The sequence below is a fragment of the Ancylothrix sp. D3o genome (assembly GCF_025370775.1).
Taxonomy (GTDB): Bacteria; Cyanobacteriota; Cyanobacteriia; order Cyanobacteriales; family Oscillatoriaceae; genus Ancylothrix.
The window spans coordinates 616,273-633,332 of record NZ_JAMXEX010000002.1 but is presented as its reverse complement, the minus strand read 5'-3'; the positions used below and the strand labels follow the sequence as shown (position 1 = coordinate 633,332).

General features: G+C 44.8%; 7 protein-coding genes. 5 read left to right on the top strand and 2 right to left on the bottom strand.

The annotated features are described in order from the left end of the window. Window positions 1-52 precede the first annotated feature (52 nt). Window positions 53-6,325: a translocation/assembly module TamB gene (locus NG798_RS06980; RefSeq protein WP_261221371.1), complete on the bottom strand. Its 6,273-nt coding sequence runs from the start codon at window positions 6,323-6,325 to the stop codon at window positions 53-55. Window positions 6,326-6,810: 485 nt separating this feature from the next. Between NG798_RS06980 and NG798_RS06975 the strand changes: the two genes are divergently transcribed. The 3 genes from NG798_RS06975 to murQ all read left to right on the top strand — a co-directional run bounded on the left by NG798_RS06975 (window position 6,811) and on the right by murQ (window position 9,029). Then, window positions 6,811-7,581, top strand: a complete 771-nt coding sequence (locus NG798_RS06975; RefSeq protein WP_261221370.1) for a calcium-binding protein — start codon at window positions 6,811-6,813, stop codon at window positions 7,579-7,581. Window positions 7,582-7,719: 138 nt separating this feature from the next. Next, window positions 7,720-8,091, top strand: coding sequence for a DUF3110 domain-containing protein (locus tag NG798_RS06970; RefSeq protein WP_261221368.1), 372 nt, complete (start codon window positions 7,720-7,722; stop codon window positions 8,089-8,091). A 14-nt stretch (window positions 8,092-8,105) separates the two neighbouring features. Then, window positions 8,106-9,029 (top strand): N-acetylmuramic acid 6-phosphate etherase, encoded by a 924-nt coding sequence (gene murQ, locus NG798_RS06965; protein ID WP_261221366.1) that lies wholly within the window; start codon window positions 8,106-8,108, stop codon window positions 9,027-9,029. A gap of 289 nt (window positions 9,030-9,318) precedes the next feature. On the opposite strand, the gene NG798_RS06960 is transcribed toward murQ, so the two are convergent. Then, window positions 9,319-13,470, bottom strand: coding sequence for a putative Ig domain-containing protein (locus NG798_RS06960; RefSeq protein ID WP_261221364.1), 4,152 nt, complete (start codon window positions 13,468-13,470; stop codon window positions 9,319-9,321). Window positions 13,471-13,961: 491 nt separating this feature from the next. Between NG798_RS06960 and NG798_RS06955 the strand changes: the two genes are divergently transcribed. Together NG798_RS06955 and NG798_RS06950 are read left to right on the top strand one after the other, a co-directional pair. After that, window positions 13,962-15,482, top strand: coding sequence for a site-2 protease family protein (locus NG798_RS06955; protein ID WP_261221363.1), 1,521 nt, complete (start codon window positions 13,962-13,964; stop codon window positions 15,480-15,482). Window positions 15,483-15,717: 235 nt separating this feature from the next. Continuing rightward, window positions 15,718-16,770 carry a PIN domain-containing protein gene (locus tag NG798_RS06950; protein WP_261221362.1) on the top strand — a complete coding sequence of 351 codons (1,053 nt, stop codon included), beginning with the start codon at window positions 15,718-15,720 and terminating at the stop codon, window positions 16,768-16,770. Window positions 16,771-17,060 lie beyond the last annotated feature (290 nt).

Sequence of the window (17,060 nt, the reverse complement as noted above, 5' to 3'; positions counted from 1 at the left end):
GATTATAACTGTGAGGCAGAAAAACCTCTGAAAAACCCTATAACAACAACTCCTAAAAGCGCAATTCATACTCAACAGTTGCCCGACTATCGCCCGAAAAATCCGTTGAACCCCTCAACAAAGTTTGCTCATTTAAACGATAACGTAAACCAAATTGAGTAGGCTGATTATCCGTCAAAATTCGTAAAACTGAAGCCGAAAGCGACTGAGTAATATCAATTCCCGCCTCCGCCGCCAAACCCAAAGTAGAAGTCCGCCTACCATCATTAGTACCCACAGTTGGAAACAAGCGAAACTCAGTCAAACCCAAAGCACGACTTAAAGCAGATTCAATAGGAGATAAAAGCGCCGAGCCCGCCAAATTTGCCAACGCCAAGGAACTATCACCGCGCCCCAAAGTATTAACAAAACCACCACCCAATAAAGCTACTATTTCTGACTCGCTTCTACCCGGAGAACTCGTCAACTCTAAACTATTAAATAACTGACTAGCCGGCCCCTCTACTCGCGCTTGAATACGCACAGTTTGGGAACTACCAAACGCCGTAATCGGATTATCCGCAATTTCATTAGAAAAAGCCGAAGTTGGTACCCGGCTTCCTGTCACCTCATTTACCAAAGCAATTAACCGCACATCTAACAAAGGATCTAAACCGCGATTTGGCACAAATGTTGCGGTTTGTTCATAGCCACCGGCTAACCTAAATTGAGTAGTAAATAAATTCACCTCACCGCGTGTTAAACGAATCGTGCCCGCAGGTTGCAACTCATACAAAGGCCCATTAATTCGTAAATTTCCCGCCGCCAGAAAATTAAACAAAGGCACCTGAGAAATCGCAATATTATCTCCCAAAACCAACAACAAATTATTAAACCCAACCTCAAAACGTCCTTGATCCTCCGCAGCGACATCTCTACCCGCCGCCGCCGTTCCCGTCGCCCGATTAGCCACAGCTTCCGCCAACAAAACCTGACCATTAGAAAGCTCAATTCGGCCCCCAATTTGCGGTCTAAAAGCCGTGCCGGCAATTCCCACCAAACCCGTCACACCGCCGCGATATAAGCCCTTTAAATTCACCGCCAGCCGGTCTAAACTCACCCGCAAACTATTACCCCGATCAGGATCATTCCCTCCCAAAGGTGCAAAAATTGGCAACACACCCTGTGCTACTACTTCACCCTCACTAAACCGGCCCTTAATCCCCTCAACCGCAATTCTGTCACGATTAAATACGACTCTTCCTGTTACATTCGTCAAGGGTTCTGGTAACAACTTTGCCTGCATTACAGCATCCTCAAAAACCGCTACCCCCGTCGCCAAAGGTTCCCGCAAAGTCCCCTCAACTTTAACCTGTACTTGACCCTTTCCGCTAACCCATTGCAACTGCTGATTCGTGAGAACATTTAACACAGCCAACGCTTCATTTTGCACATTCAATGCAAGAGTTATTTGATCTCTCCCTGGCAAAGGCAACAACGGCACACTACCCACCGCCTGAATCGGTTCCGGGCCACTCACGAGTACCGTTGAACCAAAATTTAACCGCAAATCAGACAGCGCAAAACTCGCCTGCGCCTTCTGCACTGGCGTTTGATTCAAACTGCCCTCAACCAACGCCACCTCCCCTACAACCTGCGGATTAAACACACTTCCGCCAATCGTCGCCTTAGCATTCAACTTGCCGGTCACATCCAAAGGCAAATCGCCGCCCAACTTCTCAGCCAACTCCTGTAGCGGTTCTATCGGGAAATTCTCAATTTGTAACTGTCCCGACTGGCGCTCACCTCCGAGGGTGCCGGCAAAGGCAAAAACGCCATCAGCGCGCTGTAAACGCAGCGGCAAGAGCGTCACCACCCCGTCTTGATACCGGCCCTCAACCAAAGCCTGATCCACCGTATAGCGGCCCCAATTCCAATCTTGACCCTGCACCCTAAAATTCGCCGCCTGCAACCCACCGGCCAGCGAACCATTCACAGAAATCTCGCCACTAAACGCCCCCCGCAAATCCGCCAAATCAGGCAAAGGCGAAGCCTCTTCCCGCGCTGTTTTTTGCTTTTCTAACAATGCTTGTATTTCAGCAAATCTCCTCAATTGATTAAGAATATCTTGATTTTGCACACTCACGCCGGTGGGTCTTACTTCCTCACCTTTTGCATATTCAGGTGGTTTTATCCCCCGCTGAAAATCCTCTAATCTAAAAATTTGCAAAGATGTTAAAACTTGCTGCAACTGACCTTGTTTAATCTGCACACTTGCTTGATATTGCGGATTTGCCCCCAGACCTACTCTTCCTGACAATAAATACTCAGTCTCTCCCTGTTTTAAACTCCCACCATCCAATGTTGCCATCCCATTTCTAACAGCAACTTCCCCGGTAAAATTATCCGCCTTCACATAACCCACGCGAGGATTAGCAATAGCAACTTTTCCCCCACCTTGCAAATTTTGCACAGCACAATCTATACTCCGACAACTTAAAGCATTACCAAGATTCAAATCTAAATTTGCCGAAATTTCCCCCGAAACATAGCCAGGGCCGGCAATTGCTGGCGCTGTTAATTTCAAAGCATTAATCGGGAATTGTTCAAGATTCAATCTCAGCCGGTTGTCGTTTCTTGTCGCACTTGCCAAAACCTCACCACTGCGGACTAAAACATTAGTTGGCAAATAATTTCTATCCAAATTTAAAGCAATTCTGTCATTATTTCCTCTTAAATCTACATCCACTACACTCCCCGGCGCCACATTCACTCGACCGGCCAAAACCGGCTCAAAATTGATCTGATCCACCACTAAATTATAGACTTGCACATTTCCTGCCAGTTTCGGCGCATTTAAACTGCCACTAATTTTGCCATTAAAATCAGTTTGGCCGGCAATTAAAGGCAAGCTAACACCTTGATTGCTATTGTTGAAACTTAACCCATATTTTGCCAAATCTGCTATATTTAATTTCTGTGCCTCTACATTTAAATCAAAATTATTTATTTGCAATCCTGCTGAGTTTTGTGTATTTATATCAATCACACCACTTGCATTTAATTGGGCTGATTTTGCTTCTTTAATTTGCAGCCTTCTGCCATCCCAAGCAATCACCGAAGATAACGGATCATTCAAAAATGCCACCCCTTCAGATAACCTGACTCTACCTTCAGCCCTAATTCCTGCTAGACTTAACTCGCTCAAACTTCCGCCTACATTCAAATTGCCATCTAACTCGCCTTTTAACTGATTAGAAAAGCGGCTTATTTTTACATTTTCTGGCTCAACTGTTGCCTGCCAACGGCCCCCATTTAACTGCACATTATTAGCAGTAATTGTTCCCCCAGCCAGCCCTAAATTTCCAGAACCACTACCGCGAATTCCTGCTAAATCAAAGTTATTTGTTAACCCCGCAAACGTAAAATTACCCGTAAAATTTCCAATTTCTGAAGCAATTTCTCCCACTTGCGCCGGCAACAAAGGCTGAACCGGCAACCCAGCCGCCGCCACCGTCGCTTGCCAACGGTTGCCGGTCGTGCTAACGGTCACATCTGCTGCCCCTTGCCCAACCCCCAATCTGCCAGACCCATTTATCGCTACTTCCGTTAAATTAATCTCTTCATTTTCTGGTGCTTTTAATGCAACATCAAAGTTGCCATTAAACCGACCTAACAACGATGAAGGCACATTTACATTACCCCCCACAAACGGACTCACCGGCACTTCCACCGCTTCCACCGAAGCCAAAATCTGCCCTTCTTGGCTGTTAACCGTAACATTTGCTCTGCCATCTGCCACCGCCAAATTACCCGAACCATTCACCCGGATATTATTTACATTCACTTCCTGAGTGCTACCCGAAACCTCAAAATTGCCATTAAACCGGCCCAACTGTTCCGACACACTAGCCACCGACACAGCAAAGGCCGGTTGAATATCATTTGCTTCTACCGTTGCGGCCCACCGGCCCTCCGCCACCCGCAGATCCCGCACATCCACAGACCCACCGGCCACTGCTACCCGCGCCGCCCCATTAACACGAATTGCATCATTTGTCAAGTTATTTGTTGTACCGGATAAAGTCGCTTGAACGGTGGCGGGGCCGGTGGGAACGTTGGCCGGTATGGCCACCAACTGTCCCACTTGAATTTGCGAACCTTGAACAGCCGCCTGCCATTGGCCATTTTCAAGAGTGCCGGTGATAGTCGTATCGCCACCCGCTACCTTTAATTGCACATTGGTACTACCAGAAATCGTATCCGCAGAAATATTATTAATAGGGGCAGAAAAAGTCACATCACCCCCCAAAAACTCCACCGGCAAACTAGCAATTTCTGGCGCAGAAATAGGCAACTGTTGACCAGGAGGCGAAAAAGAATTTGCCAACTCAGCTAACTCGCTTAACTCCAAACCAACCGGCTCAACAATCGCTTGTAATTGGCCGTTACTTATCTCAGTTTTAATACTTGCCGCACCCTGAGCAACACTCACCAACAAATTGCCATCAGCCGTAATATTTTCGGGAGAACTTGCCGCCGTATTCCCCGAAAGTTGTAAACGACCGCTAATAATTTGCCCTGGAATATTCGTATTAGAAATTTTAGCGTTTGGATCTTCAATAAATTCTCGATTAGCAAGTTGAGCAAGTTGGCTTAATTTTAAACCCAAAGGTTCAATAGTTGCACTCCATTGTCTGCCAACTAATTGACCCGAAAGCGTCGCCGTCCCCCCGGCAACTGTAGCAAGAGTATCACGCAATAAAATCGTGTCGCCCGCAATAATAACCTTGCCGGTTGCCGGAAAAATTGCCTCTGGCGCTTGCCAATTAACAGTAGTTTGCAACTTATCCGCCGGCCCGACAATTTCGCCAGTCGCAGAAACAGTACCAATTCTAATATCAGGAGAAACCCCATAAACAGGGCCGTAAAAATTCCCCGGTAATTGAGTTGCATTAAACCCGAAAGACAACGAAGTAGGCCGGTCTTGTGAAGCGAGGCGAATTGTGCCAGAAGAAGTAATTTTACCCCCAGCATTTGGCGTAGCCTCAATATCTTTTAATTCAACAAGACCCTTAGTAAATTGAAAATTAGCGCTGAGTTTTGCTAAATCAACACGGTCAATTTTTAACGGCGGTTCTTTAGATTGATTATTATCAGGAGTGCGAACATTGCCAACAACAATTGGCTCAGTAATTGGGCCTTTCACCAAAATATCAAGCTGGACATTTCCCGCCGTAGTAAAAGGAATTTTTACATCTATAGTTTCTAAAGCATCACTAACATTCACCGGCCTAACAACAATGCCCAAATTAGAGTTACTTCTTAGAGAAATTAACCCATTCGCCACCGCCGGCACTTTGCCATAAATTGTCGTGATATTTCTAACATTAATATCATTGCCAAGAAACTCTAAATTTCCATTAGTTTCTGATAAAAGCTTAGGCAGAGGATTTATTTTAGCAACAACTGATTTTACCCTGGCTGTGCCGCGAATTTCGGCTTGTTCTTGGGGACGAATACGGATATCTAAATTGCCATCAACTTTGCCGCTATTTAAAGCAATAGGTAGCTTGACAGTGCGAGCAAGCAAACGGTATAAATCAAGAGCTAAAAAATCTTGAGCATTGACCTTTAAATTTGTCGGACGATTGGGAAGAAGCGTTTCTCCTTGAATAGCAAAAGAACCCCCCGCAGCCGGTTTGCCTTCCACTTGATAAAGATAAAGTTGGTTTTGTTCGCGTAGTTGTAGTTGACCGTTAACCGAAAATAACCTAATGGGAAGATTAGCAGTTTGAGGATTATTTGGACTCAAAGAAGCCGGCAATAAAACCACCGTCGCATTTTGCAATTTTAGGGTATCAACTTCTGTTTTAATAACCCCAGAATCTTCTTTTTCTTCTGGTTTCGGAATTTGTACCCATTCACCGTTTTGCTCTTGTTCTATATAGGCGTTTGGGTTAATTAATGTAATATCGAGAATTAGCTTTCTTGTAGTGATTAATTGCAGCAAATTAAAGTTAATATCAACCGCCTCAACCGTAGCACGGTCAGGGTCAGTTGGGGTAGCCGGCAACGCCGAAGGGCCAAAGCGCAGACCATTGTAGGTAAAATCTTCGACTTTTCCGAGTTGTACCGGACGTTTTAAAGTTTGGGTGAGTTCTCTTTCTACCAAAGGCGCCAGGTCATTATTAACAAAATTCCAGCCATAAATACCACCGGCTGTCACTCCCGCTGTCGCCGCCACACCCAAACCGATGCCGGTAAATTTCAAGCGCCGTCGCCAGTTGGGCCGGTTGGGGCGTTCTTGCGGTTGATTGTTGCTTGAATTTGGGGAATTAGTCATTTTTTCCTCACACCATTGTTAGACTTTTTGGTTATAATTGGCTGGTTTTACGGCCTAGCTGCTACCTTAGTTAAGGGAGCAAACAGAGTAAAGTGTTTTAATGCGTGTTACAGATGACTGATTAACTGCAAACTTTGTTCGCAGGCACATCCTATTCTCTTAAAAAGTCGGTGAATACCAGCCAAAACCCAAACAATTTACTATTTTCCGGTTTTTAACTCATTTCAAGTTTATAAAGCCTTCTTTTAGGAAACAGATTATACAGGAGAAACATCAAATTGCGGAAAAACCTAATAGGATTTATATGAACGGATCTTTTAAAAAAAATCAACTACGTTTCAGTAGCCGATATCACACAGTCAAGAGAAAAGGACACTCGGTTAGGGTAGCACGAACAGACGAACTTAGCATCCTTGGATAAAAAGATGCCGGAAAAAATATAATTTAATGTAATTAAACGTAGATTGTAGGGAGCAACAAAAAATATGCCAACGGCTGTATTTCCTGAATATGTAGGCGACGAAGAATTGCTAGAAGGTTTTTACGAGGGAGTTATCGATCTCCCTGATAGTGTGTTTGAATCAGGCACAACAGTCGGCAGCCCTAATGGAGGGAGTGGAAATAATTCGGGAACCGACCAAGCAGACAGTCTCAGAGGAAACACTGGATCTGATACTTTATTAGGATTGGCAGGAAACGATACCATCGAAGGAGTCGGCGGCCCCGATTGGCTCTATGGTAATGGAGATGACGACTCGATTCTAGGGGGCCAAGATTCAGATACAATTTTGGGCGGACGGGGAAATGACTTGCTGTTTGGCAACGAAGGAAGCGATTATCTCAACGGCAACCGCGAAAGCGATACCCTGTTTGGAGGTGCTGGTGATGATTCAATTTATGGCGGTCAAGATAACGATAGCCTGTTAGGGGAAGCTGGAAACGATACCATGTTGGGAAACTTGGGGGCGGATACCCTGACCGGCGGAGATGGCGCTGATCAATTTGTGATTGCTAAAGCCACCGGCGGTACAAGCCTCTCCAATGCAGATGTAATTACTGATTACCGGCCCGGACAAGATTTAATATTGTTAGGCGATAATTTGACAGTGCAAGATTTACGCCTCTCTGCCGGCACCGGCGAGCAGCAGGGAAATTTGGTTATTCAACTACAAGAAACCAATGACTATTTGCTAATTTTGCAAGGTATTGCAGGAAATAATCTCGGCGGTGGTAATTTTAGTCCGGCTGTATTTTAGGCTAGTGCAGAGAATTACCAGAATCTTCAAAAAATTGCCCCAAAGCAAAAAAATCGGCGGCAGGTCTGGAGACTTGCCGTGTTATTGGATGATAGGATTCAAGATAAAACCAAAAATTTTAGGATGAAACTATAGGCCATGCGAGTGTTTGTCTTGCTTTTTAACACCGGCACAGAAAATGAGGGCATCCACACCCTTAAGGATTTGCGTTCTGAGCGCAATAAAGTTTTGATGTTTGAATCAGAAGACGATGCTACGCGGTTTGGTGTACTTTTGGAAGCTCAGGATTTTTTTAACCCTTCTGTAGAATCGGTGGACTCGGAAGAAGTTAAGGAGTTTTGCCGCAGTGCCGATTATGATTGGGAAATTGTGCCAGAAGGGGCTCTGGCTGTGCCTCCAGAAACAAATGTGGATCAAACAGACTGGCAAAAAGAGCAACGAAGAGAAGCTGGTGAGATGTCACAATCAGAGTTAGATCGGATTCGCCGGCAATTAGAAGGGCTGCTTTAGGAACCCAAAGAAGAATGAATAATTTAGAAGAACGCGGACACCTACTCACTGAACAAGTTAACCCCAATAGCCAAAACCTTGATCAGCTTAGTTCTTTGGAATTGGTGGAGTTGTTTAATTCTGAGGATGCAAAAACTCTTTCGGCTATTGCTGAGGCTAAGGAACAATTGGCTAAGGCTATTGATATCGGCGCTCATCAATTGCATCGGGGTGGCCGGTTGTTTTATGTGGGTGCGGGGACTTCTGGCCGGTTGGGAGTTTTGGATGCGGCGGAATGTCCGCCTACTTTCTGCTCACCGCCGGAGTTGGTGCAGGGTATTATTGCTGGGGGGGCCGGTGCGCTGATTCGCAGTTCGGAAGATTTGGAGGATCGCGCGGAAGATGGGGCGGAGGCTATTGCTCACCGGCAAATTACTGAGTTGGATGTGGTGGTGGGTATTACTGCCGGCGGGACTACTCCTTTTGTTCAAGGTGCTCTGAATGCTGCTAAAGCACGGGGCGCTAGTACGGTTTTGATTGCTTGTGTGCCGGCTACTCAGGTGAAGTCTGAGGCGGATGTGGATATTCGTTTGTTGGTGGGGCCGGAAATTTTGGCCGGTTCGACGCGACTTAAGGCCGGTACGGTTACTAAGATGGCTTTGAATATTATTTCTACCGGCGTGATGGTGAAGCTAGGTAAGGTTTATGGTAATCGCATGGTTGATGTGGCTGTCACTAATAAAAAGCTACACGACCGCGCTTTACGAATGTTGGTAGATTTAACAGAGTTAAGTCGGGAAGATGCTGGTTATTTGCTTGAGCGTAGTGGCCGGTCGGTGAAGTTGTCTTTGCTGATGCACTGGACGGGGTTGGATAAGGAGGCCGGTGTTGAGTTACTTAATGCTCATCAAGGTCAACTGCGACCGGCCCTGCTTAGTTATCAAAAATCTCAGCAATAAGTAGGGGCGGGTTAACCGATTTTTTTGATTCTTGCATGGTTCTCGCTAAACCCGCCCTTTATTCTGGTTTTTCTAAATCTTTTGGAAGGCCGATCTCTACAATAAGGTGATTTATTTTATGATAGTTCTTCCTTATCGATTTTATTATATCACGCCGGCCTGCATATTGTCAAGCGATTTTTGGCAGAAATTAGGTTTTTTTTTGGCTTTTTTTGATTCGGAAAAGTTGAGGAGAAAAACCGGCTTTCTCAAAGGTTTACTTACAAGTGAAAAAGCCGGCTTCTTAAGACTAAATCGTAATGCCGGTTTGAGTGATATCGTTTTCCACAACTAACTGCAAGTTGCCTTTAGTGTAGGTAGTTTCAGTTGCACCAAAGCTGCTAATGAAACCAAAGCCGGCTAAATTGACTGTGATAATATCGCCGGTGTCACCACGCACTGTTAAACGATTGAAGCCACCAGAAGCACGAGTTTCTTCAACCAAATTCAACAGAGAACCATAACTTAAAGTTAAGGTGTTATTGCCGGTGCCGGTTAAATCGATAGTTTCAAAAGAAGCGATTTTAGTGTTATCTGCGGTGCCGGTGAGGTTTAAAGTTATGCCACTTCCTGCTAATACCAAAGTATCATTTCCTAAACCACCATCCAAACGGCGGAAATTAGCATTGTTGATGCTGATAGAATCATTACCTGCACCACCATACATCAGGGTATTAGTAAAACCACCATCGCTGAGAATATCATCGCCGGCTGCACCAACTAAAGCTTCATCATTTGCGGTGCCGGTGAGATTATCAACAGCATCGGTACCTAGTTGAGTGACGGCGCCGGTGAAGTCTCCACCAAATATGACGTAAGACTTGCCGGCATTAGTACCAGAAGCAGGATCAGCAAAGGGAGCACCAACAATTAAATCAGCCAAACCATCACCATTGACATCCCCTGCACTGCTGACAGAAGAGCCGCTATTGTCATAAGTCGCCTCACCATTGATGATAAAACCACCAGTACCGAGAGAACTTAAATTAATTGCCGTATTGTCTGTTTTGCCAAACACCAGATATGACTTGCCGGCATCAACTCCTGAAGCAGTATCAGCCAAGGGAGCACCAACAATTAAATCAGTCAAACCATCACCGTTGATGTCGCCGGCACTGTTGACAGAAATGCCGCTAAAATCATTAGCGGCCTCACCATTAATGATAAAGCCCTCAGTACCAAGAGAATTTAAATTAATAGCATCAGTGTTTGTTTTGCCAAACACCAGGTATGACTTGCCGGCATCAACTCCTGAAGCAGTATCAGCAAATAAAGTACCAACAACTACATCAGCCAAACCATCACCATTCACATCGCCGGCAGTGTTGACAGAAACGCCGCTCATATCACCAGCCGCCTCGCCATTGATGATAAGACCCCCCGTACCGAGAGAGCTTAAATTAATTGTATTAGTGTCTGTTTTGCCAAACACTAGGTATGACTTGCCGGCAGCACTACCAGAAGCAGGATCAGCATAGCGGGCACCAATAATTAAATCAGCCAAACCATCACCGTTGACATCTCCTGCATTGCTGACGCTCCAGCCGCTTTGGTCACCAAACGCCTGTCCATTAATGATAAAACCCCCCGTACCGAGAGAGCTTAAATTAATTGTATTAGTGTCTGTTTTGCCAAACACCAGGTATGACTTGCCTGTATAGTTACCAGACGTAGGATCAAAACCAGGATTACCAACAGGGAAAGAAGCCGGACTACCACCAGGAACACCAACAATTAAATCACCAAAACCATCACCATTCACATCTCCTGCACTGCTAACAGAATAGCCACTCTGGTCAGACGCCACCTCACCATTGATGATAAAACCACCGCTACCGAGAGAGCTTAAATTAACTGCATTAGTGTCTGTTTTTCCAAACACAACGTATGACTTCCCGGCACGATTAACAGAAGCAGGATCAGCATCGGGAGCGCCAACAATTAAATCAGCAAACCCATCACCGTTTACATCTCCTCCACTGCTGAAACTCCAGCCAGTCCAGTCACCAGCCGCTTCACCATTGATGATAAAGCCCCCAGTACCGAGAGAATTTAAATTAATTGCAGTAGTGTCTGTTTTTCCAAACACTAGATAAGACTTCCTGGCATTAATATCAGAACTAGGAGTATTACCAGGAGCAGCAACAATTAAATCAGCCAAACCATCACCGTTGACATCTCCTGCACTACTGACAGGAAAGCCGCTCATTTCATTAGTCACCTCACCATTAATTACAAAACCCTTTGCCCCCAATGGCAAATTCGTCCCCGATACAATATTACTCAAATTCACCGCATTAACCGAAGTGATATTGAAATTCACTGCTGCTTCAGCAGTCCCTCCATTTTCATCAGATACTGTGTAAGCAAATGAGGCTCTACCTGTAGCTGTGGGATTAAATTTTACTACCCCATTTATCAGAGATACTGTGCCATTTGTGGGATTAGAAACACCCGTAACAGTCAAGGTATCATTTTCTACATCGGTATCATTTAGCACTAATTCTGAAGCTTGAATTAAAATTCCTGTACTCAACAAAACTGTTGCATCTGGCAGAGGATCATCCACAGCCACCGGCTCATCATTAACAGCATTAACACTCAAACTTGCCGTATTTGTATTACTACTAAATGCCGTTATTCCACCATTTATTGACGTATCTGCTACATCCCCATTCGTTCCACTTGTAGTATCCCAAGCACGGAAAGTAATATTTCCCGAACTACCGTTATAATTAGCATTCGGAACAAAACGAATTTTATTAGTAGTAGATGCCGTTAAAAGTCGTGCCGTTGTTGAAATATCTACGTTACTTTCTGTTGTGGCTGAAAAATCATTCCAGGTAGTTCCATCTATTGTGTATTGCCATTGGCCATTAGTATTATCAACACCTGTTACAGCAATACCTTTAACAGCGCCAGTATCAACATTATTTATTAATGATGTGAGTGCCGTAATATCAACTGCATCGCCTATATTTGTCGTGACATCTTCATCAATAGCCGTGAAGGTAACTGCTGTTGCTGTTAAAGTTGGCGCATCATTGACATTAGCCACAGTAATATCAAAGTTGCTTGATACTGAAGCATTACTTGTGTCTGTTGCTGTCAATTTTATCGTTAAAATACCGACATTCTCATTAGCTGGAGTTCCCGAAAATGTCTGAGAAGCCGCGTTAAATTGTAGCCAGCTTGGTAGATCACTTCCATCTGCAAGAGTTGCACTATAAGTTAGGCTGTCTCCGGCATCAATATCTGCAAAAGTGCCGGTGGGTATGGTGAAGTTAAATGCTGTATCTTCTGTGGCTGTTTGAGATGCAATAGTACCGGCAGTTGGTGTGTTGTTTTCGGGTGCCGGTGTTGGTGTTGGCGTTGGTTTGGGTGTGGGATCTGGTGCCGGTGTGGGTGTGGGATCTGGTGTTGGTGTCGGCGTTGGTGTGGGATCTGGTGTTGGTGTCGGTATAGGATCTGGTGCAGGTATAGGATCTGGTGTTGGGTTTGGTGCCGGTGTTGGGTTTGGGTTTGGTGTTGGTGCCGGTGTTGGTGTTGGGTTTGGTGCCGGTGTCGGTGCCGGTGTTGAAGCAGCCAAGCCAACAAAATCACTACGCTCAATTGTAAGCGCTTCAATGCCCCGTAAAATTGCTAAATATTGGTTTGTGATTGTTTCTTGAATAATGCTAAACCCAGCATACTCTCCAGAGCCGGCAAATATCCTTAATTGCTCAAAAGTTAATCCACCCAAGATTTCAATTTTATCTTGACCTTTGACAAAATCTGTAACCCAATCTGCATCTTTAATTTCTGCCCCGCCGGTGGATAATACTCCAGGGACATCTTTGCGTAAACCTATCACAAAGATATCATTACCCTCTGCGCCGGTAAGGGTATCTGCACCTATATCTCCAACAAGTCGGTCATCTCCCTTATCTCCTGATAAGATATCGTTGCCGGTGCCTCCGTTGAGGGTGTCGTTACCTTTTCCCCCGGCTAGAGTATCGGTGCCGGTGTTTCCGAAAAGTTGATCTTCTCCACCATTACCATATATTAAATCATCACCGCTACCACCGATGAGAACGTCTTGCCCGTTCCTGTCGTTGTTGCTGCCGTCGGAACATCCACCAAATAAAGTATCGTTGCCTAGTTCACCATTAACTGTATCATTTCCTAAATCTCCAGATACTTGATCATCGCCAGCCCCACCCTGCAAGAGGTCGTTTCCTTGTCCCCCGCGTAGGATATCATTGCCGGTGTTGCCAAATATTAAATCATCGTCTGCATTGCCAAACAATAGATCGTCATTACCTAAACCAAGTAAGATATCGTTGCCGGCTCTTCCAGCGAGGGTATCTGCATCTATTGTTCCGATTAAAATATCGTTATTGAGGCTGCTTTGTTGTGACATGAATTTAAGGATTGTAGAGTTTAAGATGTTGAGCAGTAAAGGTGTAGCCATCAAGCAGAACAACAGGAAAGTCAAACCTCAAAAGCTCTTAAATTTACTGCTAAAGCCTGTACGCTTGCTAAATGTCTCTCACTTTTTCTGCATTTAGAAATATTATGTTTGAGTCTTTAGGGAGGTGACAACAAAAAATGTCAGAAATATTGTTTAAACCGGCCCCTAATAAAGAAGAGTAAAGCAGTTGACATCCATCCCCCAGCCATGCTATGCTAAAATTGATAAGGAAGAACTATCTTGCAAACAAAAGAAGAGTGCGCTTCCCGCTACCATTAAGTAAGCGGCGACAAGGAATTTTTGACAAGAGCCACCGGCCAATATACTTAAAGTAGGGGTCGTTTTGCTCAGAGAAAGTCACACCGACAGATATCTCTCTGGACAAATTGTCTTGCAGACGACTCAGGCACTATTAATTAAATGAAAGCAAAGGTTGAGAAATGGCGATAGCGACCGAAAACGCGGCAACGATTGCAATTGTGCTAGTAGCTTTAGGCATTTTGGGGTGGGGTTATTACCGAGCCAAACCCTTCGGCAAACTGGGAGTTTTAGCTTGGCTGCAATCTGTTTCTTTGATGGCTCCTTGGTTGATTTTTTTTGGTTTATTTGCTGCCGGCGTTTATCTTAATTTAGTCAGCATTTTGTTTTTATTAGTTGGCTTTGCTGGATTGTATATTTATTTAGGAAATCAATTACGAGCCAGTAGTCAAGATACAGCTTTGCGGGAAAAACTGGAAGCACTTTTAAAATCTGAAGCCACACCGGCAGTTTCAGAACCAAAACTCGAACCAAAAACCGATAACCCCACCAACACCACTCAAATACCTCCCATCCCAGACGGCGAAGTGCTGCCGATTCCGGGGCCAGACTTGCAAACAATTAAGGAAATTTTTGGCATAGATACCTTTTTTGCCACCGAAACAATTTCCTATCAGGATGGGGCAATTTTTAAAGGCAATTTGCGCGGAGAACCGGCCACAGTTCAGCCTCGTTTAGCAGAAAAATTACAAGCACGTTTAGGAGAACGCTACCGCTTATTTTTGGTAGAAAATCCAGACAATAAGCCGGTAGTCATTGTTTTGCCGAGTAGCAATGACCCTCAACCGGCAACCCTCCAGCAAAAAATTCTCTCAGTTGTGTTAATATTGGCAACCTTGGCCACAAGCCTCGAAACCGCTGGATTAGTAAGAAACTTTGACTTTTTTAATAATATCAATCGGTCGGCGGAAGTGCTGCCCTTTGCCGCAGGAATTTGGGCGATTTTAATTGCTCACGAAGTCGCTCATCAAGTAATGGCAAAACGCTATAATATTCGTTTTAGCTTGCCTTATTTTTTGCCGGCTTTGCAACTAGGCAGTTTTGGGGCGTTTAATCGTTTTGAGTCGCTTTTACCCACTCGAAAAGCGCTTTTTGATGTGGCTTTTGCAGGGCCGGCTGCGGGGGGTTTGGTATCTTTGGGGATGTTAATAGTAGGTTTATTACTTTCTCATCCAGGTAGTTATTTTGAAATTCCTTCCGAGTTTTTTAAAGGCTCGCTGTTAGTGGGAACTTTAGCGAAAGTTGTTTTAGGAGATGCTTTGCAACAACCTCTGGTAGATGTGCATCCGCTTTCCGTTTTGGGATGGTTAGGTTTAGTGGTTACGGCGCTGAATTTGATGCCGGCCGGTCAGTTAGACGGTGGTCGTATTGTCCAGGCAATTTATGGCCGCAAAGTGGCCGGTCGAACTACAGTAGCGACTTTAATTGTGTTGAGCTTGGTGGCTTTATTAAACCCTTTGTCGCTTTATTGGGCAATTGTGATTTTGTTTTTGCAACGCAATCTCGAAAGACCGGCTTTAGACGATATTACAGAACCAGATGATGCTCGTGCAGCTTTGGGGTTGTTGGCTTTATTTTTAATGCTGGCAACTTTGGTGCCTTTAAGTCCTGGTTTGGCCGGTCGTCTGGGGATTGGCAGTTAGAGGGTTGTTTCCAATAGCTTCGCATCCCTTATAAGGTTTAGGCTGGTCAAAAGCACTCAAAGTATCCCCTCTCTGTGCAAAACCGGCCTTTTTTTAAAACTCTTGATCATCCCCGCCCAAAACCTTTTGGCATGAAAAGCGGTGTCATACTCCTTAATCACTTCTTGCCTATTCACTATCATGGAAATAAGAACAATTAAACGATAATCCTCTAGTGTTTGGGGTGTGCTTTAACGTGCTGTTACTTTTAGATTTTGATGTAGTGATGACTGGCAAAAGGCGCGAATGGGAAAGTTTTTCTCACTTGGGGACTTGCTTTCTGCCGGTGGCGGTTTATGACGAAATTGAGTTGTTGATGCGCGATGCTGCGGAATCAACTCAAGAGTTGGTGGCTGGGGATTTTTTGCGTTTTTGGCCTCGCAGTGGTTGGCAACTTACAAGTGCTACCGCTTCTCATACGTCTTTGCAACCGGCGAGTGGGGTGGAAGGCAACCGACAAGCTAGGCTGATGGTGGCGGTGGCTCAATGTGCTTATGGGTTGTCGCAACAGCAGCCTAAACAATTGGTGGTTTTTGTTTCTACGAGTTTGTCTCTGATTAAACGTTTGCAGTCTTTGGGAGTTGTTAATCTTTGTGCAATTCCAACTGTGGCGCTGTTGCAGTGGGCAAAATCTGGGGTAGAGCCGGAGGTGGTGTCTGAGCAGTTACGGGTTTTGGAGCAGTCTTTGCCTGTAGCTTCTCCTTTCCTTGATTCGCCAATGTCGGGTTTTAATGATGATGCTCAAGGCTCAAAATTCAATCACTCTACAATCGCAAAGCCAAAATCTTCTTCGTCTCGTTTGCCAACAACAAAAGCACCAAAATCTTCTTCGTCTCGTTTGCCAACGACAAAAGCACCAAAATCTTCTTCGTCTCGTTTGCCAACAACAAAAGCACCAAAATCTTCTTCGTCTCGCTCAGGTGACTCAAAATTCACAACAAAGGGGCAAAGGCGACAAGAAGAGATTCCTGAGATTTATAGGGAGCCTTATAAGGATATTTCGGAGCCGGCTTATGTTCAAAGGTTGCCTCGTGTTGTAGCGCATCGAGCAAAAGGCCCGAATTTTTTTGCCTCTTTGATGTCTTCTGCAATTGCACTGATTGCTTTATTGATTGCGGTTGGGTTTGCTTGGCGTATGATTCAGCCTTCTAGTTTTGATGTGTTTTGGCGACGGCAAGTGATGCCGGTTTGGCAGCAAAAAATTGTCCCGGCTCTTCCGCAACCTCTGCGGCAATTTGTCGGCAAATGAGGGGGCTCGACAGGTTGTACAGCTAGAGATTGTTTTTCTGGTAAAAATAATAACCTTAACCTCCCCGTGGTGAAAGGGTGAGGTGGTGTGAGGAAGGTTATAAGAAGTTTGATTGCACAGTTTTAGATTTTAAAGTTGCTTGTAAAGCTTTGGTTTGCAAGGGGAAGCCTGTATCATCGTTTTCGTAAAAATTGGTTTTTGACCGCAGGATTATCACAAATCTTAAGCTTAAATTTTCTCAAGTTATACCCTTGAGGGTGAGTTGCTTTTTGAGATAATATGATAGATTG

What these genes read in the sequence shown, in the direction of transcription:
- NG798_RS06980 (WP_261221371.1), bottom strand. Translation starts at nt 6,325, where the DNA reads ATGACTAATTCCCCAAATTCAAGCAACAATCAACCGCAAGAACGCCCC.
- NG798_RS06975 (WP_261221370.1), top strand. Translation starts at nt 6,811, where the DNA reads ATGCCAACGGCTGTATTTCCTGAATATGTAGGCGACGAAGAATTGCTA.
- NG798_RS06970 (WP_261221368.1), top strand. Translation starts at nt 7,720, where the DNA reads ATGCGAGTGTTTGTCTTGCTTTTTAACACCGGCACAGAAAATGAGGGC.
- murQ (WP_261221366.1), top strand. Translation starts at nt 8,106, where the DNA reads ATGAATAATTTAGAAGAACGCGGACACCTACTCACTGAACAAGTTAAC.
- NG798_RS06960 (WP_261221364.1), bottom strand. Translation starts at nt 13,470, where the DNA reads ATGTCACAACAAAGCAGCCTCAATAACGATATTTTAATCGGAACAATA.
- NG798_RS06955 (WP_261221363.1), top strand. Translation starts at nt 13,962, where the DNA reads ATGGCGATAGCGACCGAAAACGCGGCAACGATTGCAATTGTGCTAGTA.